A 19,147-nucleotide genomic window follows, 5' to 3' on the forward strand; every position below is an offset into this window, starting at 1 on the left:
TGAACGCGTCCTGTTCCGATACCGTCGATAATGACGACCTCGCACCCATCCTCTGAGTTTTGACAAAGATGCGCTTCGCGGTTGTCCTGCATCTCTATTACGAAGACCAATGGCCGGAATTTTCGGCCGCATTGGAATCGATAAACGATACGTTCGGTCTTTTTGTCAGTTTGGGGCCGCACAGCGACTTCGAAGGCGAAATCCGGCGCACTTTCCCGGATGCTGTTGTGTCATGCGTGCCGAATGTCGGGCGCGATGTCGCTCCGTTTCTCGCATGGCTGCCAAACCTGCAAAAGTTCGATGCGGTCTGCAAGATACATACGAAGCGCAACGATGCAGGTCATATCGGTTGGCGGCGGTCACTGGTAAACGGCCTGCTTGGCAGCGCCGATACCGTTCGTGTTTATGTCGATGCGTTCGAGCAAGAGCCCGACTTGGTTCTTGCAGGTCCAAGTATGAACTATGTCGATGGCGACGCGCACATTTATCATTCCAGACGCGCGCTTACGTTGCAGCACGGCGAACTGCCTGCAGGCTGGGGATTTTTTGCCGGAACGATGTTCTGGTGCCGCCCATCCTTCTTTATCAGCCTGAAAGATGATTACCCCCAAGATATCTTCGTCGCACATGGCGACTCTGAGGGTCACCCCGAACATGTCATCGAGCGCGCGTTCGGATTGATGGCACGTTGCGCCGACAAGAAGATCATGCTGGGCGGCGATCATCCGACCATCGCCCGGGCGTCGCAACTGCGCGGCAACTTGGATTGGAGCGAGCGTTACCTTGGCTTCAAGGCTGATCCCGCCGAAGAAACCTCGGTGGCCCAAGCGGAGGGAGTCGCGCCGAGCCTGGTGCAGCTTTACGAGCAGCAGTCAGGCCATCCTTCCGAGAAGTGGTCCGGTAGCCTCAAGCAATACGAAAGAATCTGCCGGGGCGTCCGCGACAGAAAAGTGAAATTGCTCGAAATCGGGGTGAGGAATGGCGGATCGCTTGAAGTGTGGTCCCGCTACTTTCCGTCAGGCCGCTTTTTCGTGGGCTGCGACATCGATCCCAAGTGCGCCGAAATCCGCTTCGACGACGACCGTATCAAAGTAGTCACCGCCGATGCTGCCGCACCGTTTGCCAAAACGCTGATCATGTCGATTTGCGGCCAGTTCGACATCATCATCGACGATGGGTCGCACCGTGCGGATGAAATCATGCGCGCTTTCCTACAGTTCTTTCCGGCTCTGGCCGAAGGAGGCGTCTACATCGTCGACGGAGTGAATTTAGCGGAATTCTCTGCCGAAGAGGGAGGACCGATGCAGCCGACCTCGTCTCTGGCTTTCTTTCGGACGATCGCGGACGTTTTGGCGAGAAGTACTTCGTCAGACCCGACAGATGCCGCCCATCGCCTCGCGCCCTTTGTCCGTGACCATGACCTCGAGATCGACGTCGCGTTGTTCAGGACGATCCTGTCCATCGAATTCGCGGGTTCGCTCGTCGTCTTGCGAAAAGCGGCGGCTCACGAGATCGGACCGGGAACGCGCATGCGTCGTGGATCGGCAAGCGCAGACTGGGATGCCGAAACCTTGCAATCTCTGGGGCAGGATTCGACGGCTTTCCCTTCCCCATCGCCGGCAGTGTTGCTGCCAGCGGCAATTTTTGTTTCGGCCGTCGTCTGCTTCAAGAATGGCAGCGCAAATCTGCCGGACGCCATCCTTTCGATCCAGAAACAGAGCAGGCCCGTATACGAGATCATCGTGATCGACGACGGTTCCGTCGCGCATGAAGCGGAATGGCTGCAGTATTTTGCAAAAGATGCGGGCTTCAAGTTGCTTCGGCAGGACGCCGCAGGCAGCTCCGCGGCGCGGAATTTCGGGATCCGGGCGGCGTCCGGCACGCATGTCTGCTTCGTAGATCAAGACGACATCTTGCTGCCCCAGCACGGAGAAGCCTTCGTGGACCATTGGCGCTCTATCAGTTCCAGACTGGACAGGCTCGGCTGGATATTCAGCGATTACCGACTGATCGATGAAAACCAGACTGTCACTTCAAGTGCCGTTTTACCTCATTCGGCCGATCCAATACCGGCAACGCTAGATGCCATGCTGGGTCGCGAATTGCACATGGCATCGGCGAATACGTTCATCGACCGGGCGGCTTTTCTGTCTGTCGGTGGATTCGATGAACGCCTTTGCGGGTTCGAGTTTGACGATCTTTTCCTGAGGCTGTTCATCCACGGATACGGTACCGACTTTTTCCCGCACGCTCTGGCCGATCGACGCAACCTGGGCGGGTTGGCATCCCAGGGCGCGTCAGTTTTGGACAGCACCGAAGCTTTTTTCGTCAAATGGCTCGGCCATCGTTTCGATAACCCCGAAGAACAGAAGCTGTGCCGCACGAACCTGAAGGCGCGGATACTGCGCAGCCTGCAAGCGCGTCTCGGGCAAGGGCTTGTCGATGACGACGAAGCGTTCTGGTCACTGTTCGAGAAATTGGAAGCAGCGAAGTGAACTTGCGCGGTATTGCAGCTATCGATGAACCGTCTGCGCAGCCATCGGAGCACGAAGGCGATGCAGTCGCTGCGGCGTTGGCGGATGGCAAGCCTTACGTGGCCTTGGCGATTGCGGCGCGCGACCTGAAGGAGCAAGGCGAGTCCTACAAAACCCTATCAAGTGTCGCGAAAGTAGAAGCCGTGCTAGGGCACAACATCCGGGCGAAGCGGACATGGAAGCGCGCCCTGCATTTCAAGCATGACGCGCAAGCCTATGCTGGCCTCGGCTCCATTCTTGTGCTCGAAGGTGATCTGGATACTGGCGTCGCCATGCTGCAGTCTGCTCTTGCCCTGGCGCCGCAAGATGCTTCGCTGCTCTCCGCAATCGGGTTGGCCTACCTGTACCGCGACGATGCGGTCAGTGCGAGGCGCTATTCATCCCGCGCCTTGTATATCGATCCGGCAAACAACGAAGCCCTTTTGTGTAGGGCGCGGGCCGATCTCTTCCTCGGACACATCCATCTTGCGCAGGCGCAGATCGCTGCACTTTTCCGGTCGGGTTACAAGATCGACGAGGTTCGCCTCTTGCAGGTGGACCTTTTGGCCCATCTTGACGAATTCGAGTCGGCGTTGGTTTTGTCGGCAGACCTTTGCGAGCGTTACCCGGCATCGGACGAAGCGCTTTTGGCATTCCGCCGTGCGTTCCGTGCCTTTCAGCGCAGCGAAGACACAGATCGGTATCGCAGCTTTCTCGATGCGCTTTCGCATTGTTGGGACTCGTCGGCAGTACCGCTGGTCAACACATCGCCCTTGGACGACGGGCAGCGTTTGGATATCGTCATGCCGGTCCACAACGCGCCCGAGACGACCCGCAATAGCATTGAGAGCATTCTGCAGCGCTCGGGCAATCGGTTGAGCCGGTTGATCATCGTCGACGATGGTAGCGGCGCGGAAACGCACGATATGCTTATGGAAATGGCAGTGCGAGACGGGCGTATCGAAGTGCTGCGGTGCGAGCAGCGCTCAGGATACACGAAAGCGGTGATGCAGGGGATCGCTCGCAGCACATCGGCTGCTTTCGTGGTGATCAACAGCGACACCTTGGTTACTTGGGACTGGCTCGAGTCGCTTTATTCGGCCCTGAAATCGGATCCAAAGGTTGCGATGGTCGGACCGCTTTCCAATAACGCCGCCTGGCAGAGCTACGGGCCTGTCTTTTCCGAGCATGACGGCTTTCGCGTCACGCCCATCCCGGACCAACCCCTTCGCGAAGCCATCATCGCCGGATCGGCGGGCGGAGCACTCGTTCCCCTGCCGATGCTGCACGGCTTCTGCATCCTGGTGGACCGCGTTGCATACGATGCCGTGGGCGGGTTCGATTCCACTACCTTTCCGGAAGGCTACGGCGAGACGCAGGACCTCTCGATCCGCCTAGGCAGTGCCGGTCATCGCCTCTGTGCCGTCACGGAGTGCGTGGTTTTCCACGAACACGGGGCCAGCATTTCTATCCAGCGCCGCGGGACACTTTCGCGGATCGCGCGCGAAAAGCTTTATGCGCGCTACAGCGCCCTCAATTATCTGTGCATCGAGATGATCTGCTGCGAAAATCCCCATCTCGGGGCCGTTCGGAACGCGGTTTCGGCCGAAGTTCCGTTCAAATACTGAACGGGCAGAGACGGTCTTCTGAAGCATCAGTGCAGCGTCGAGCCGCCTCGATTACTACGAGGGCATGGTGGCCCACTGTAAGCGCTGTGCCGATCACACCATGACGGCGTAATTCCATGGGAGCAGGTCGCCGATCTGGCTTTGTTTGTGGCCTTTGACGATGGCGGTAAGCGTGTTTGCGAGCCAGACGTGTGGGTCGATCGCGTTCATCTTGCAGGTTTCGATGAGCGAGGCGATGACGGCCCAGTTCTCAGCCCCGGCGTCGTGGCCAGCAAAGAGGGCGTTCTTTCGGTTCAGGGCGATGGGGCGAATGGTGCGTTCGACGGTGTTGTTGTCGATCTCGACGCGGCCATCAGTCAGGAAGCGGCCAAGGCCGTCGCGGTATTTGGCGATGTAGGCAAGTGCTTCGCCCAAGGGCGACTTTGCGGAGGCGCGGGCGCGGTGGTAGGCCAGCCAGTCGTCGAGGCGGGCGAGGATCGGGGCGGAGCGGTCCTGCCGGATGGCCAGCCGGGTCGCGGGGGCAGTGCCGCGGATCTCGGCCTCTATGGCATAAAGCTCGCGGATGAGAGCCACGCCGTCCTCGGCAATCGGCGCGGGTCCGCTGCGGGTGATCTCGATCAACTTGCGGCGTGCGTGCGCCCAGCAATATGCGAGCTGAATGCCCGGACCGATCCGGTCCGCTGCGATCAAGCGGTTGTATCCGGCATAGCCGTCGACTTGGAGAATACCCCCAAAACCCTTCAATATCCGCTCAGCATGTTGCCCGCCCCGACCTGGGGCAAAGGTGAAGACCACGCCCGGTGGTGACGTGCCGCCCCACGGCCTGTCATCGCGGGCCAAGGCCCAGAAGTATCCGGTCTTGGTCTTTCTGGCCCCCGGATCGAGAACCGGGGCGCGGGTCTCGTCCATGAAGAGCTTGGTTGACCGCTTCAGGTCCGCCATCAGCGCGTCATGGACGGGGCGGAGTTCGAAGGCGGCGCGACCCACCCAATCGGCAAGGGTGGAGCGGTCGAGATCGACGCCTTGGCGGCTGTAGATCTGGGCCTGCCGGTAAAGCGGCAGGTGGTCGGCATACTTGCTGACCAGCACATGGGCGACCGTGGCTTCGGTCGGCATGCCGCCCGGGATCAGCCGCGCGGGGGCAGCCGCCTGAACCACGCCATCGGTGCAGGACCGGCAGGCATATTTGGGTCGGCGGGTGACGATGACACGGAACTGGGCGGGCACGATGTCGAGCCGTTCCGACACATCCTCGCCGATGCAATGCAGGCAGCCACCGCAAGCGCAGGTCAGGCTGTCCGGCTCGATGATCTCCTCGATGCGCGGCAGGTGCTTTGGCAGCAATCCACGATTGGCGGCACGCGGTTTGGCGGGGCGCTTGGCGGCCCGATCCGCGGCATCCTCTTCGGCATGGATCACGGCCATGGCCGTTTCCAGATCTTCCAGCGCCAGTTCGAACTGGTCCGGATCGCCCTTTTCCGATTTACGGCCGAAGACCGCCTGCTTGAAGGCCGCGACCAGCTTTTCTAGCCGTGCGATGCGCTCGTCCTTGCGCTTGTCACGTGCGTCCGCGGCAATCAGCATCGCCTTCAGCGCAGCAATTTCTTCAAGCAGATCAGCGGTCTCTGGCATGGCTGATGTTTACCAAACCACCATGGGCTATGCCTCCGGAAAGAGCACGATGAGTCATCCTGCCGCAGGGCAGAACCGGTCATTCCACGGCTTTGGGAGCCTTCGCCGCGACGGCCCGAACGCGCCGCCAATCGAGCCCCGCAAACAGCGCCTCGAACTGCGCATGGTTCAGCATCATGACCCCGTCCTTAACGGCGGGCCAGGTGAAGCTGTGTTCTTCCAGCCGCTTGTAGGCCATCACCAGACCGGTGCCGTCCCAATACAAGAGCTTCAACCGGTCCGCCTTCTTCGCGCGGAACACGAAGACTGTCCCGGTGAACGGGTCCTTGCGCAGCTCATTCTTCACCATCGCGGCCAGGCTGTCGTGGCCCTTGCGGAAGTCGATGGGCTTCGTCGCCACCATGATCCGCACCCGGTTCGACGGGAAGATCACGGGAAAGCCCGCAATGCCATGATCAGTTCCGCGAGCCGTGCCGCAGGTGTGGCAACATCCAGCCGTATCGTCACAGGGCCGATCAACAGATCAATCGACGCAGTTGAAACAGGCGTGTCCACTGCCTGCGCCGTCGCCACCGGCGCGGCGAACTCGGCTCCCGTTACCTCTGGCACGACCAGCTTGCCCTGCCGCGCAAGCGTCCGCCACGAAGACAGGTGGTTGGCCTTCACCCCATGCCGACCCGCCACCTCATTCACCGTGACACCAGGCACCAGCGTCTCCGCCACCATCCGGCCCTTCGCCTCGTCAGACCACCGCCGCTTGGCTGCCGGTGCTGCCAGCAGCTCCACAAAGCCGACGGCCTCCATACTGCGCTCCCGATGGACTCCCACTGACACCTCCCGTGCAAATCTCCACACGAGGGCGCATCGCAGCTTACGGATTCAGCAGGAAGGTGGGGTCGGCACAGCGCTTACGGCCCACTGCATGGCACATGCTTCGTATACGCAGATATCCGTCGGCTTAAGCGCGAGTTGGCGCAGGCGTCGTAAGAGCGATGAAAATGAAGCCACGGTCGGTTCAACCGCTCATCGCGACAACTCGGTCTGAAATGTTCAGAAAGCAATCGGAATGGCACGATCCGGGCGACTTTGCTTGTCGGACGAGTAGACGGTTACACGCTCGCGGCGCTGCATAGCAGACAAGACCCTCAGCGACAATGGGCGGGCTTTGAGTTCGGTCACCGCGCCAAGCGAGGAGCCATCATATAGCTCAGCGCTATCGCCCTTTGCCGCCGCAACGACGAAGGGCAGCTATGGGCCGGTTGCGTTTTGATCACCCCGATCACCGAAGTGATGGTCATGATCGAATTATGTCGGATGCTCTGCTGATACATAGATGCGCTGGTGAATAAGGGTCGCCCACTTTTCGGTCTGCATGAAGGGAATATCCCCAGCATCCCGGCCGGACCCGATGATCGCGAGGTCGCAGGCCGAGCTCATACCGGTTGCATCAACAAGGTGCCATGCGCCGTCCAGCCAGACCTCTGCAACGGCATGGAAATCCGGTGGGTCAACATTGGCGCTATATCCGGTGGCATATCTGGCGGGGATATTTCCCGCGCGCGCAAGGCCACAGACAAGATGTGCATAGTCCCGACAAACCCCTTCACGCGTGATGAACGTATCAAATGCCGTTGTATTGGCACATGAACTGCCGGGGACATAGACGAGCGAGGCCGCCGTCCAGTCGAGGATCGCCGCGATCTTCTCGCCGCCGTCTAGATGCCCGAACCGCTCGTCGGCAAACGTTTGGAGCAGATCGGAAGGGCATAGGCGGGATGGCCTGAGATACGTTAAAACTTCGCCCGACAGCGCATATAGGGGCGTTGCCGCAAGGCTAGGCAAGGCAACATTGGATTTTCTTACATCGACTTGGGCGCGATAGCGCAGGTTCAGCTGGCCGCCCTCTGAATGCACCCAGACCCGTTGACCGACATTGCCCTCGCCGTCGATCCAGCGCAGGGTTGCATTCTCGATTTCCAGCACACTCGAGAGCACGGTCTGCCCCTCCGTCTGCGCTACCGTGATTGCCAACAGCGCTGGATCGCCGCCCTCAAGCGCGTAGTTCATGTCGACATCGATAGCCAATTTCATAAGCTGCTTGCCTGCTGAAGCCTTTGGTGCGTGCCTATCATGTCGGGCGGTCGGCACATCTGTTCAAATGGTGATCGGCTCGGAGCCTTGAAAAGTAATAGCAGAGGTGATCATCGGCTGGCTGCTTAGACGAAGCCTCACCACAGCGTGAACAGACGTGGGATCACCGCCAGGGGCCGACTTCGAGCGATAGAGTGACGGAGGGACACAGTGGGCGCGTTTGTTTGATGCTGCTTGGGACTGGATCCGCAATGGGTCCATCTGAGCCTCGGGCTTTCCTAATCAGTTGCTGCACCTTCAGCTCTGTCTTAACACTTGCACACCCTATAGATTTTCCAGCTGGAATTTATGCCTTTTCTTGAATTTTTGCGCCCAAGGCCCGCCGACAAGCTGCCTCTGCTAGAGCGGTGTTTGTCGGTCGATCTGGAAGTCGATCCCAAGAAGGCAGCGATCTTCGACCTCGCCGCCGTGCGCTTTGGTTCCGGTCCTGCTGTGGCGGCGAGAGGACGGTTGCAAAAGTCACTGGATGATCTTGAAGCAGCCCTTAAGGCGACAAGTCACATTATCGGTCACAACATCCTGCGTCATGACATCGAGCATCTTCTGGCCGCGCGTCCGAGGCTTCGCGACAAGATGAGCGCGCCGATCGATACGCTTTGGCTGAACCCGCCGGCCTTTCCGCGCAACCCTTACCATCACTTGGTGAAGCATCACCACGACGGGCGCTTGCAGGCGGGGCATGTGAACGATCCTGAGCTAGATGCCCGGCTGGTGTTTCAGGTTCTGGAAAACCAGATCGAAGCCTTGAGAAACCAAGCGCCCGAGATGCTTCTGGCGTGGCATTTTCTTGTGACGCGATCGGATCGGTCGGACGGGTTCGACGCTGTTTTTCAGCATGTCCGCAACGCGAACGCACCCGACCGAGGGACGGCACTCGCCGCGATCCGCAAAATCTTGGTCGGCCAGGCGTGTGGTGCGCAAGTCGACCCCGCTCTGGATGCCCTGAAAGACGCGCAGATGGCTTGGCCGATGGCCTATGCGCTAGCGTGGATATCGGTGTCCGGAGGCGAGTCCGTCATGCCGCCTTGGGTCCGGTTTTCGTTTCCGCGGGCCGCGTTGATCGTTCGTCAACTGCGCGACACCAACTGTGGCAAGCCGACTTGCTCCTGGTGCGCAACGATGAACGATCCGAAGGGCGCGCTGGCGAAATGGTTCGGGTTTCCGGCTTTCCGTCCTGAGCCTACCGATGCTGACGGACGACCGTTGCAGGAGGTCATCGTCGAGAGAAGCATGGCCCATGACCATGTCCTCGGCATCCTGCCCACCGGCACCGGCAAGTCGGTCTGTTATCAAGTCCCGGCCCTCAGCCTCTATGACAAAACAGGCGCATTGACCGTCGTGATCTCGCCTCTCGTGGCATTGATGGCCGACCAAGTGCAGGGGATGGAACGCGCTGGTATTTCGTCAGCTGTAACGATCAACGGTATGCTGTCGATGCCAGAGCGGCAGGAAGCGCTGGATCGCGTCAGGCTGGGTCAGGCTGCTATCCTGCTGATTTCGCCAGAACAACTTCGGTCGGTCTCGGTGCGTTCGGTCCTGAATCAACGCGAGGTCGGAATTTGGGTGTTGGACGAGGCGCATTGCGTCTCGAAATGGGGGCACGATTTCCGGCCTGACTATCGCTACATCGGGCGTTTCATCCGAGAATTCTCGGGTGATGCACCGCCAGCCCCGATCCTCTGCCTGACGGCTACGGCCAAGCCCGAGGTCGTGCGCGATATCACCGACCATTTCCGCGAGCGGCTTGGAATCGAGCTTGGACTGTTCGACGGGGGGGCGACACGGACGAACCTGTCCTTTTCGGTGCTGCCGACGGGGAAGGAGAGCAAGCTTGGCGATATCCTGACGGCCATACAGGATCATCTTCCCGAGGGGCGTTCTGGCGCGGTTGTCTATTGCGCGACCCGCCCTGAGACCGAGCGCGTGGCAGAATTTCTTAAGGCACAGGGTCTGGCCGCTGCCCATTTTCACGCGCGGTTGACGGCCGATGACAAACGGTCCGTGCAGGAAGCCTTTCGTGTGGGTGACCTGCGGGTGATCGCGGCGACGAATGCCTTCGGCATGGGGATCGACAAGCCCGACATCCGGCTTGTTGTTCATGCCGACATCCCCGGCTCACTCGAGAACTATCTTCAGGAGGCAGGTCGCGCCGGACGTGACCGACAGCCTGCCACGTGCGTGCTGTTGTATCATACCGACGATGTTGAACGGCAATTCACCCTGGCCGCACGTTCGCGTCTGGAAAGGCACGAGATCGGCGCCATCCTCAAGGCTCTGCGTCGGATCGACGAGCAGGGACGGAACGGCGGCAAGGTTGTGGCGACCACCGGAGAAATCGTGCGCGAGGAGAAGGATCGCGACTTTATCCGCGACAGCGCGACCGACGACACGCGGGTCAAAACGGCCGTTTCGTGGCTGGAGGAGGCAACCCTTGTCTCACGTGAAGAGAACCGTGTGCAGGTGTTCCCTTCATCGCTCATGGTGCGCACGTTGGCCGAAGCGGCAGAGCGGCTCGGAAAAGCGCAGATCACAGAAACACGGCGCAAGCAGCTTTTGGATATCGTCCGCCACCTGATGAACACGCCCGCCGATCAGGGTATTTCAACCGATGAGTTGACCGGCATCGCGGGCCTTACACATCGCGGACTCGCCAAGGCCATGGCTGACCTTGAGACGCTCAGTCTGGCGAAGAACGACATCGCGATTACGGTTCAAGTCCACGTCGGGATAGAGAACGCCTCGCGCCAGCGGCTTGCGGCAGCACGGGCGCTGGAAGGCGCGCTGATCGGCACGATGCGGGAAATGGCACCTGATGCTGATGCGGGTGGGGGGTGCCTCTTGGACCTCACGGTTGCCAGCCAGAAGATGCGCGAGATCGGGAATTCCGGTGCAGGCCCTCATATCCTTGAACGCCTGTTGCGCAGTATCGAGCGGGACGGGCGCGACGAAGATGGCGGGCAGGGCAATATCAGGCTGAGAAAGCTGTCGTCCAAGACGCTCGAACTTACGCTTCAGCGGTCATGGCGGGTGGTGGACCAGACGGCTTCCCTGCGCTGGACCGCAGCCGAACGGTTGCTGGAATTCATGATCGCCAAGGTGCCCAGCGGGACCAGGGGCAAGGATATTCAGGTCGAAATGACGCTCGGTGACCTTTTGGCCCAGCTGAACGGTGATGCTGTCATAAGGGCATCGGGCATAAAGGACATGACCAAGCTGATGGAACGTGCGCTGCTTTGGCTGCACGAACAGCAGGTGCTGACGCTGGGCAAGGGACTGACGGTCTTTCGCTCGGCCATGACGATCCATCTGAACCCAGAGCGGACGCCATTTGCGGCCAAGGACTTCCTGCCCCTGCAAGAGCATTACCGCGAGCAGACCGTGCAGACCCATGTCATGGCTGCCTATGCCGAAAAGGGGCTGGAACGGATCGACGAGGCGCAGCGGCTGTCAGAAGATTACTTCACCATGGATCAAGAGCGCTTCCTGCGCCGCTGGATGCCCGGGCAGGGTATTGAGATTCGCCGCCAAACCACCGGACGCGCGTGGAAGCAGATCGTCGAAGACCTCGGCAATCCGACTCAGCAAGAGATCGTGGCCGATGATCGCGAGGAGACCAACGTCCTCGTGCTGGCCGGTCCCGGATCAGGCAAGACACGGGTGCTCGTTCACCGCATGGCCTATCTTCTGCGCGTCCGGCGCGAAGACCCCAAGGGCATACTCGTCCTGACCTACAACCGCCATGCCGCGGCCGAGATCAAGGCTCGCCTTCGCGGACTTGTGGGAGAGGATGCCGCTTGGGTCACTGTCTCGACTTGCCACGCGCTTGCCATGCGGCTGGTAGGTGCGAGCTTTGTTGGTGGAGCGACCGAGACTCGCGATTTCGACGCCATCCTGCAGGACGCCGTGCGCCTGCTCACGGGCGAAGGATTAAGCCGCGCCGAGGCCGAGGCGCAGCGCGAGGCGTTGATCCAAGGATACCGCTGGATTCTTGTCGATGAGTATCAGGACATCGGACCCGACGAATATGCGCTGATTGCTGCCGTTGCGGGGCGCTCGCTGGAAGACCCCGATCAGCGCCTCAGCCTCTTTGCCGTGGGGGATGACGACCAGAACATCTACGCCTTCAGCGGGGCGTCGATTTCGTTCATCCGCCAGTTTGAACAGGATTGCCGAGCCAAGCCGAAGTTCCTGACCGAGAATTACCGATCGACCCGCTACATCATCGACGCTGCAAACCAGGTCATCGAACCTGCCCAAGGGCGCATGAAAGCGGGCCACCCGATCACGGTAGACAAGGTTCGCACCCTCCATCCCGGCGGCGGCGTCATGGCGACCTACGACCCCGTCAGCCGTGGCCGCGTGCAATTCCTCGACGTTGTCGGCGACGACGTCGTTCAAGGCGTTGCTGCGGTGGATGAACTGGTCCGGCTTTCCCGTCTCGACCCGGATTTCTCGTGGTCGCGCACGGCGATCATCTCTCGCGACTGGAAGCGACTGGCGCCCGTGCGGGCCTATGCCGAGAAGCTGGGTCTGCCTGTCGAGATGGCAAATGAAAAGCTGCCGAGCATATGGCGCATGCGCGAGATGCAAAGGTTGGTTGCTGGCCTGCGGGAGCGGCCAGCGGCAATGCTGACGATCCAAAACATCCTTGATGTCCTCAACCGGCAACGCCCGACACGCTGGGTCGAGTTGATTGCCGAGGGTGTCGCGGATCTCGCCCGCGAACTCGGCACCAAGGCGATCCCTGTTCCAGATGCCGTGGAGTGGCTTGCCGAATGGGCACAAGATGTCAGGGGATCTCAGCGTGGGCTTCTGCTTTTGACCGCGCATCGGTCCAAGGGGCTGGAGTTCGATCATGTTGTAATCCTGAACGGCGGCTGGCAGGCGCTTTCGCAAGGTGAAGACGGCGAAGCTCCACGGCGCCTGTTTTACGTCGCCATGACTCGGGCGCGGCGAAGCCTTTCCGTCGTGACGAGCGGGGCACATGCCTTCGTCCGCGCCGACAGTGAAAGCGAGCTGTTGCGCAAGGTCGAGGCCCCGCGACCCGTCGACCTGCCCGAACCTGACCAATATCAATTGCCAGACATGAGCGCGGTCGATCTTTCCTATGCCGGTCGTCTTGCCGAGACGAGCCAGACGCTTGCCGCCGTTGCTGCTGCCGAGGTCGATGACCCCGTGACGCTGGACCTACACGAGGGAAAATGGATGATCATTGACACCCGAGGACGAGTGCTCGGGCGTATGGCGGGGAACTGGAATCCGCCCGAAGGGACGCACCTTGTTGCAGGCAAAGTCGGGGCCATTGTCCGCTGGCGCAAAACCGACAACGAGGAGGCTTTCCAAGTCTACATAAAGCGTGGGGAGTGGGAGACGGTTCTTCCGGAGCTGGTGTTTCGAAAGGACCCTCGCGCCTTCAAAAGGTGAAGGCATTTGGGACTGGTTCGTGACACGGGCGCATTGGTGATCTTTAGCCACCCGCAACTGCGATGGCCCAGCTTTCGCAACGCGCCCAAGTGGTTCACCTCACGTCGCGGCCTTGATTGAGGATGATGACATTGCCGCTGCAGATATCCCCTGCGGGCGATATCAGGAACCCGACCCAAGCCGCGATTTCCGACGGTTGCATCGCGTGGCCATGCGGCATGGCGGCGATGGCGCGGGCCAGCACATCCTCCGTCAGCACCTTGAACAGGGGCGTCTCGGTCATGGCGGGGGCTACCGAGTTCACCGCGATCTTGTCCCGCGCATAGCGGCGCGCCAGATCCTTGGTTAGCGTGTCCAGCGCTGCCTTCGAGGCGCGGTAGTGCGGCGGGTCGAAGACGTCGAAGTTATAGGCCCCGTTCGAGCTGATATTGACGATCTTGCGCACGCCGGGTCGGCCCGCCATCAGCGGAATCGCCGCCTGACAGCAATGGAAGGCACCGGAGAAATTGAGCGCCATTTGCCCGTCAAGTTCGACTGCCGGGATGTTCGGGAAATCGGACATAAAGCAGGTGCCAGCGTTGTTGACCAAGGCATCGACTCCGCCCTGATCCGAACCTATCTGCGCAAAAGCATCGGCAATCGCCCCGGCGTCGGTCAAGTCAACCACTATGCCCGTGAAGAGGTCCGCCGACATGCTGGCCAGACCCGTCGCGTCGATGTCCAGCCCCACCACATGCAGCCCGTCCGACAGGAGTTTCGCGCTGATCGCCCGCCCAAGGCCACCCGCCGCCCCTGTCACGACCGCAATTCTCGACATGTCTCACCCCAACTTCCATATCCGCTTGGCTTCAAGCAATATCACAACAACCGCGCCGATCCTGCAATTGCGCCGCGGCGATGGTCAGCTCATGCAGCCATTATTTGACAGTCCCAAAGCGACAGTCGTGCCAGTCATCTTTCTCGAAGGAGCCCCTCGTCTCGGGGTGGGCGACCACTTTCCGCATGCTGCCATGTCTCGGTAGGGAGATAGAGGAGAAGGTCATCCTGCCAAGCGGCGGACACAACACCTTCAATCGATTAAGAAGGAAGCTCCATGGCGGGCGGACCGAGCGCCACCGCGGCACGCCAGACCGGAACGATTGCAGTGCTGTTGGATGCATCATGCCACCTCATGCAGCACGCAGTGCGGCTTCAAAGAAGCCGGACTGATAAAGTTCGAGCTCGGTAACAAAGCCCGCCTGCATAGTGGCTTCATAGGCTTCGATCTCTGCAACCTTCCACCGGGCCGCGTTGCCGCCGGGATGATAGGGCTTCGGAAAAGCGCCTTTCCGGCACCACCACCAGATCGTGTCGACCGATACGCTGAAGCGTGCGGCGACCTGTTCGACGGGAATGTAGAAGGACTCGGGAGGGAGCGGTTTGTTCATGACACATCCATTGCAGGGGTAAGTTCGGAGAGGTGTCAGGCTAAGCCCGACTCCGATTCTTTAGCGGCGAGGCCCTTGCGTTGCGTCGGAATCTGATCGCCAAAATAAGCGCCCACTTAACAAAGCGCCGACCGTTGTATTTTTGCAACTTTCATCTCGTCATACGGACCACGGCACAAAACGTCTGTTAGGCCCTGAGGTCATACCGATTCAGGGCTTCATGACCGGACGATGCGTTTTGTAACCCAGATGTAACCCAGCCCGCGAACAGCCTCGGATGCGAAGACATGCGCTTATTATTTAATGAGCGATTTCAGGGTGTTAAGTGGTGCCCAGAGCCGGAATCGAACCAGCGACACGCGGATTTTCAATCCGCTGCTCTACCAACTGAGCTATCTGGGCACCGTGTCGAAGCCTGCGCTTCGGATTGAGGCGTGATACGTCAGGGTCGGGGGGCTGTCCAGAGGGTTTGAGGAAAAATATGCGGTGGAGCGGGTGATTTGGGTGAGGTGGGTCAAGGACCGGTCGGGCGGGGTTGCCCTGCATAGGGATTGCGGGGGTGTGTGGTTTTGGCCGACCGGAGCGGGGCATATCGGTGGGCGATCGGGGGCGGAAACCGGGGTCTGGGTGGCGCGGTGCGTTCCGGGGGCGGGGGGCTGCCCTTCTGCCCGAATTAAGCGGGCCGGGACTGGCGCGCAGGGCCTGATGCCTCAGTTCGGACGGATCGGCGGGGCGTCTTCGTGGCCGTCGGACAGGGTCTCGTCGGCCTCTTCGTCGGTCACCGGTATCGCGTAGCTGCCTGTCAACCAGCGGCCGAGGTCGACATCGGCGCAGCGGCGGGAGCAGAACGGCTTGTATTTCGGGTCGGTATCCTTGTGGCAGATCGGGCAGGTCACGGCAGAACAGCCTCCAACGGCAGACGGTCGCGTTTTCGGGTCATCTCGTATAGGCCGAGTGCGGTCCAGCCCGCGAGGTTCGTCTCGGCGGCTTCGTGCTTGAAAGCGGCGCGGATCACCTGATCGAGGATGGCGCGGTCTTTCTTGGGCAAGGGCGCGAAATCGACGACCACCTGACCGCCAAGCCCGCGCAGGCGCAACTGGCGGGGCAGGTCGCGGGCGGCGGCGATGTTCACCTTGAGGCTCGCGGCAGGGCTGGTGTCGGGGCCGGTGTTGATGTCGACCGCGACAAGCGCGCGGGTGGGTTCGATCATCATATGGCCGCCCCCTGTCAGCGCGACGCGAGGGTCGCGCAGCGCGTCGAGCATCTCGGCGACACCTGCATCGGCGAAACCGCCTTCGACCACCTCGTCGGGGGCGGGATCGGCCCAATCGCGCCATGCGGTTTCGTGGGCGCCGGGTCCATCGACCAGCAGTTCGGGGCTGCCATCGGTATCGGCCAGCACCGCAAGGGCGAGGCTTTTGACGGCTAGGATGTCGTCGGCGATTTCATCCGCTTCGGCATCGGCACAGGCCGAGCGCAGGATCAGGCCCATGTCTTCGGGCGCGCCCGCCATGGCTTCGGTCGCTAGGGCAGTGAGGGTTTCGCGCAACTCCTCGTCGCGGATGCGGCGCGAGACGTTGAGGCCGGGGGCCGCGGGGGTGATGATCGCGTAGCGCGATTTGAACAGCAGTCGGACGGTGACGGGCACGGCCTTGCCCGGTTCGGTAGGGCCGGTCACCTGCACAAGAAGGCGCTGGCCGGGGCTGATGCCCGAAATCTGGCGCAAAAAGCCCGAGCCGCCGGGCAGTTTGACGAAAATGCCACCTTGGCCTTTTACAGGACGGTCGGCAACTGCGCGAAAGATCGCGCCGGGCAGGACGACGTCGCCTTCGGGGTCGATCAGCAGGTCTTCGAGCTGGCCGTCGACCACGAGGGCGGCGGCAGGGCGTCCGGCGATTTCGTCGATCAGGACAACGCGGCCCTTCATGGCAATCTCCATACAGGGTAGCCTGCGGCTTGCAGCAGGGCGGCGGTTTCGGAAAGCGGCAGGCCGACGATGCCGGTGAAGCTGCCGGAAATCCACGGGATGAAGGCACCGGCGGCGCCCTGTATCGCATAAGCTCCGGCCTTGCCCTGCCATTCGCCACCCGCGAGATAGGTGTTCAGTTCGGCGTCGGACAGGCGTTTCATCTTGACCGCGCTGACCGAAGACCGCGCCCAGAGCCTGTCGCCGCGGCGCACGGCGACGGCGGTGATCACCTGATGTCTGCGGCCGCCAAGGGCGGTAAGGAATTCGGCCGCCTCGCCCGCGTCGCGCGGCTTGCCAAGGATGCGGCGACCCAAGGCCACGGTGGTATCGGCGGTCAGCACCACGTCATCCGGACCCGCCGGAACGGCAAGCGCTTTTTCGCGGGCGAGCCGTTCGCAATAGGGGCGCGGCAGTTCGGCCTTGTGCGGGTCTTCGTCGATGTCGGGGGAAGGATGGCATCGGGCACCAGCCCCAGTTGCGCCAGCAAATCCTTGCGGCGCGGGCTGGCAGAGCCGAGGATCAGCTTCACTTGAAACGGTAGTTGATGCGGCCCTTGGACAGGTCGTAGGGGGTCATTTCCACCTGAACCTTGTCACCTGCAAGCACGCGGATGCGGTTCTTGCGCATCTTGCCCGCCATCACCGCGATCAGTTCATGGCCGTTGTCCAGCTCGACCCTGAATGTCGCGTTCGGCAGGAGTTCCTTTACGACGCCCGGGAATTCGAGGATGTCTTCCTTAGCCATGGTCTCTCCAAATAGGGTTCCGGCCCACGGGCAGCACCCGCAAGCTTCGGGGCGTGGTAATGCGCCGGATGGGGGGGATTTTCAAGGGGGAAAATACGCGCCCCTGTCAAAGGCCGGGGGGGTTCACACCCCCGGACCCCCCGTGGAGTATTTGGGCAAAGGTGAAAGGGAAAGGCAGTCAAGGACGCGTCAAAGTGCCCGCATCCAGAATTGCAGCGGTTTTGTCGTCTCGTGATCCTCGCCCACGTCTTTCCACGCAAATTCGGCCAGCACACCGGGCAGGGGTTCGTAGCCGCGCCCGGCCCAGAAGGCATCATTGGTGCGGGCGCTTGGGGGTTTGAGCGGGTGGTCGTCGGGACGCTTGACCGAGCAGAAGGCGACATGGCTGCGACCGAGGGCGCGGGCGTGATCCTCGCGCAGGTCGAAGAAGCGGTGGCCGAGACCCTTGCCGCGATATTCGGGCAAAAGCACCGATTCCGCGCCGTAGAGGATGCTTTCCAGCGGGATGCCCCGCGCGGCGAGGGGGGCGGCGAATTCGGCGGCGTGGTCTTCCATCGGGGTCGAGGTCGAGGCGCCCACCAGCACCTCGCCGAAGAAGGCCCCGACGAGCAAAGCCTTGGGGCTGTCGCGATAGGTCGCCAGATACTCGCGCTCATAGGCCAGCGAGCCGTCGTAAAGGTAGGGCCAGTCGCGGAACACCGCGATCCTTAGCCGCGCCACATCGTCGAGGGCGGCTTCCAGTTCGGCCCCCGACAGGGCGCGGACGGTGATGCCTTCGGGCAGCGGGCGCGTCATGCCGAAACCTGCCGGGTCCAGTCGTTCAGATTGTAGAAGGTGGTGATGCGGACGATCTTGCCGCCCCTGATCTCAAAGAACCCTCCGGCGGGCAGCACGTAGCGCTGCCCCTTGGCCTCGGGCAATCCCGGATCGGTCTTGAGATATTCGCCATGCACCACGAATTCCGCCGCCCCGCGCGACCCATCCATGTTGGCGAGGATCACCAAATCTTTCAACTCCTCGCGGTAGCTCACTCCCATATGCCCGCAGAACTCGGCGAATTTCGCACGGCCATGGCGGATTCCGCCCTCGTTCACGCGATGTTCGACATCTTCGGACACGCATTGCAGCATTCCGTCAACGTCACTCGCGTTGAAGGCAGCGTAGTAGCGGGATAGCAGACCAACGGTCTTGTCAAAGCTCATGGCTTGTCTCCTTCCGGCTCGGTGGGCGGTCCGAAGCGTTGCAACATGCGGTCCCGTATTTGGTCACGCGCCTGACGATAGGCCGACAGCTTGGCCTCGCGCCCCTCGCCCAATCCCGTCGGGTCGAGGATCGGCCAATATTCCACCTCCAGATGGTAGAACCGCGTCAACTCCAGCGCCATGCGCTGGCTTGCGGGCGACAGCGCGACGATCAGGTCGAATTGCGACAGGTCGTCCCCCCATTCCTTCATTTCCTCGAAACTGCGGGACCGGTGGCGCGACAGTTCGATCCCCAGTTCCTGACAGACGGCGATGGAAAAGCCGTCCACCTCCATGTCGTTCTTGACGCCCGCCGACTGGACGTAGGCGCGCTGGCCGTACAATCGCTTCATCAGCCCCTCGGCCATGGGCGAGCGGACCGCGTTATGATCGCAACAAAACAGCACCGACGTGGGAA

Annotated in this window: 15 protein-coding genes, 1 tRNA gene and 1 pseudogene; 3 read left to right on the top strand and 14 right to left on the bottom strand. The window is 61.3% G+C overall.

Translation table 11 applies throughout. The annotated features are described in order from the left end of the window. Positions 1–68: 68 nt before the first annotated feature. Both HYN69_RS02970 and HYN69_RS02975 read left to right on the top strand, forming a co-directional pair. Positions 69–2,495: a glycosyltransferase gene (locus HYN69_RS02970; RefSeq protein WP_108434429.1), complete on the top strand. Its 2,427-nt coding sequence runs from the start codon at positions 69–71 to the stop codon at positions 2,493–2,495. Further along, the gene (locus HYN69_RS02975) at positions 2,492–4,141 is read left to right on the top strand and encodes a glycosyltransferase (protein ID WP_108434430.1); all 1,650 of its coding nucleotides are present in this window, start codon (positions 2,492–2,494) and stop codon (positions 4,139–4,141) included. Before HYN69_RS02970 ends, HYN69_RS02975 begins: the two co-directional genes overlap by 4 nt. A 93-nt stretch (positions 4,142–4,234) precedes the next feature. Here the strand turns inward: HYN69_RS02975 and tnpC are convergent, their stop codons facing one another. The 4 genes from tnpC to HYN69_RS02995 all read right to left on the bottom strand — a co-directional run bounded on the left by tnpC (position 4,235) and on the right by HYN69_RS02995 (position 7,864). After that, on the bottom strand, positions 4,235–5,773 hold the full coding sequence (tnpC, locus tag HYN69_RS02980; RefSeq protein WP_108434424.1) for an IS66 family transposase: 1,539 nt from the start codon (positions 5,771–5,773) through the stop codon (positions 4,235–4,237). A 79-nt stretch (positions 5,774–5,852) separates the two neighbouring features. Next, positions 5,853–6,206, bottom strand: a complete 354-nt coding sequence (tnpB, locus tag HYN69_RS02985) for an IS66 family insertion sequence element accessory protein TnpB (RefSeq protein ID WP_216824621.1) — start codon at positions 6,204–6,206, stop codon at positions 5,853–5,855. Further along, positions 6,203–6,577, bottom strand: coding sequence for a transposase (locus tag HYN69_RS02990; protein WP_108434425.1), 375 nt, complete (start codon positions 6,575–6,577; stop codon positions 6,203–6,205). The genes tnpB and HYN69_RS02990 overlap by 4 nt, the downstream gene beginning before the upstream one ends. Positions 6,578–7,078: 501 nt before the next feature. Further along, entirely contained in the window at positions 7,079–7,864 is a 786-nt protein-coding gene (locus HYN69_RS02995; RefSeq protein WP_108434431.1) for a transglutaminase-like domain-containing protein, read from the bottom strand. Between the two features lie 348 nt (positions 7,865–8,212). Here HYN69_RS02995 and HYN69_RS03000 point away from each other — a divergent pair, with 348 nt between their 5' ends. Then, positions 8,213–13,348 (top strand): RecQ family ATP-dependent DNA helicase, encoded by a 5,136-nt coding sequence (locus HYN69_RS03000; RefSeq protein WP_108434432.1) that lies wholly within the window; start codon positions 8,213–8,215, stop codon positions 13,346–13,348. Between the two features lie 94 nt (positions 13,349–13,442). Here HYN69_RS03000 and HYN69_RS03005 read toward each other — a convergent pair whose 3' ends face one another. The 10 genes and pseudogenes from HYN69_RS03005 to HYN69_RS03050 form a co-directional block, all read right to left on the bottom strand. After that, a complete protein-coding gene (locus HYN69_RS03005) occupies positions 13,443–14,165 on the bottom strand; it encodes an SDR family NAD(P)-dependent oxidoreductase (RefSeq protein ID WP_108434433.1) in 723 nt (240 codons plus the stop codon). A gap of 352 nt (positions 14,166–14,517) precedes the next feature. Then, entirely contained in the window at positions 14,518–14,775 is a 258-nt protein-coding gene (locus HYN69_RS03010) for a helix-turn-helix transcriptional regulator (RefSeq protein ID WP_108434434.1), read from the bottom strand. Between the two features lie 326 nt (positions 14,776–15,101). Next, positions 15,102–15,177, bottom strand: a tRNA-Phe gene (locus tag HYN69_RS03015). Positions 15,178–15,485: 308 nt separating this feature from the next. Then, positions 15,486–15,671 carry a DNA gyrase inhibitor YacG gene (locus HYN69_RS03020; protein WP_108434435.1) on the bottom strand — a complete coding sequence of 62 codons (186 nt, stop codon included), beginning with the start codon at positions 15,669–15,671 and terminating at the stop codon, positions 15,486–15,488. Then, positions 15,668–16,702, bottom strand: coding sequence for a ribonuclease E/G (locus HYN69_RS03025; protein ID WP_108437004.1), 1,035 nt, complete (start codon positions 16,700–16,702; stop codon positions 15,668–15,670). The genes HYN69_RS03020 and HYN69_RS03025 overlap by 4 nt, the downstream gene beginning before the upstream one ends. Then, positions 16,699–17,273 (bottom strand): annotated as a pseudogene (locus HYN69_RS03030) (Maf family protein). Before HYN69_RS03030 ends, HYN69_RS03025 begins: the two are co-directional and overlap by 4 nt. Next, positions 17,270–17,488: a translation initiation factor IF-1 gene (infA, locus tag HYN69_RS03035; protein ID WP_108434436.1), complete on the bottom strand. Its 219-nt coding sequence runs from the start codon at positions 17,486–17,488 to the stop codon at positions 17,270–17,272. The pseudogene HYN69_RS03030 and the gene infA overlap by 4 nt, the downstream one beginning before the upstream one ends. A gap of 189 nt (positions 17,489–17,677) precedes the next feature. Then, positions 17,678–18,283: a GNAT family N-acetyltransferase gene (locus tag HYN69_RS03040; RefSeq protein ID WP_108434437.1), complete on the bottom strand. Its 606-nt coding sequence runs from the start codon at positions 18,281–18,283 to the stop codon at positions 17,678–17,680. Further along, positions 18,280–18,690 (bottom strand): ketosteroid isomerase-related protein, encoded by a 411-nt coding sequence (locus HYN69_RS03045; protein WP_108434438.1) that lies wholly within the window; start codon positions 18,688–18,690, stop codon positions 18,280–18,282. The genes HYN69_RS03040 and HYN69_RS03045 overlap by 4 nt, the downstream gene beginning before the upstream one ends. Continuing rightward, complete coding sequence (locus HYN69_RS03050) at positions 18,687–19,097, bottom strand: arsenate-mycothiol transferase ArsC (RefSeq protein ID WP_230426468.1); 411 nt, start codon at positions 19,095–19,097, stop codon at positions 18,687–18,689. The genes HYN69_RS03045 and HYN69_RS03050 overlap by 4 nt, the downstream gene beginning before the upstream one ends. Positions 19,098–19,147 lie beyond the last annotated feature (50 nt).

The organism is Gemmobacter aquarius (assembly GCF_003060865.1).
Taxonomy (GTDB): domain Bacteria; phylum Pseudomonadota; class Alphaproteobacteria; order Rhodobacterales; family Rhodobacteraceae; genus Paragemmobacter; species Paragemmobacter aquarius.

What these genes read in the sequence shown, in the direction of transcription:
- HYN69_RS02970 (WP_108434429.1), top strand. Translation starts at nt 69, where the DNA reads ATGCGCTTCGCGGTTGTCCTGCATCTCTATTACGAAGACCAATGGCCG.
- tnpC (WP_108434424.1), bottom strand. Translation starts at nt 5,773, where the DNA reads ATGCCAGAGACCGCTGATCTGCTTGAAGAAATTGCTGCGCTGAAGGCG.
- HYN69_RS02990 (WP_108434425.1), bottom strand. Translation starts at nt 6,577, where the DNA reads ATGGAGGCCGTCGGCTTTGTGGAGCTGCTGGCAGCACCGGCAGCCAAG.
- HYN69_RS02995 (WP_108434431.1), bottom strand. Translation starts at nt 7,864, where the DNA reads ATGAAATTGGCTATCGATGTCGACATGAACTACGCGCTTGAGGGCGGC.
- HYN69_RS03000 (WP_108434432.1), top strand. Translation starts at nt 8,213, where the DNA reads ATGCCTTTTCTTGAATTTTTGCGCCCAAGGCCCGCCGACAAGCTGCCT.
- HYN69_RS03005 (WP_108434433.1), bottom strand. Translation starts at nt 14,165, where the DNA reads ATGTCGAGAATTGCGGTCGTGACAGGGGCGGCGGGTGGCCTTGGGCGG.
- HYN69_RS03010 (WP_108434434.1), bottom strand. Translation starts at nt 14,775, where the DNA reads ATGAACAAACCGCTCCCTCCCGAGTCCTTCTACATTCCCGTCGAACAG.
- HYN69_RS03025 (WP_108437004.1), bottom strand. Translation starts at nt 16,702, where the DNA reads ATGAAGGGCCGCGTTGTCCTGATCGACGAAATCGCCGGACGCCCTGCC.
- infA (WP_108434436.1), bottom strand. Translation starts at nt 17,488, where the DNA reads ATGGCTAAGGAAGACATCCTCGAATTCCCGGGCGTCGTAAAGGAACTC.
- HYN69_RS03040 (WP_108434437.1), bottom strand. Translation starts at nt 18,283, where the DNA reads ATGACGCGCCCGCTGCCCGAAGGCATCACCGTCCGCGCCCTGTCGGGG.
- HYN69_RS03045 (WP_108434438.1), bottom strand. Translation starts at nt 18,690, where the DNA reads ATGAGCTTTGACAAGACCGTTGGTCTGCTATCCCGCTACTACGCTGCC.
- HYN69_RS03050 (WP_230426468.1), bottom strand. Translation starts at nt 19,097, where the DNA reads ATGGCCGAGGGGCTGATGAAGCGATTGTACGGCCAGCGCGCCTACGTC.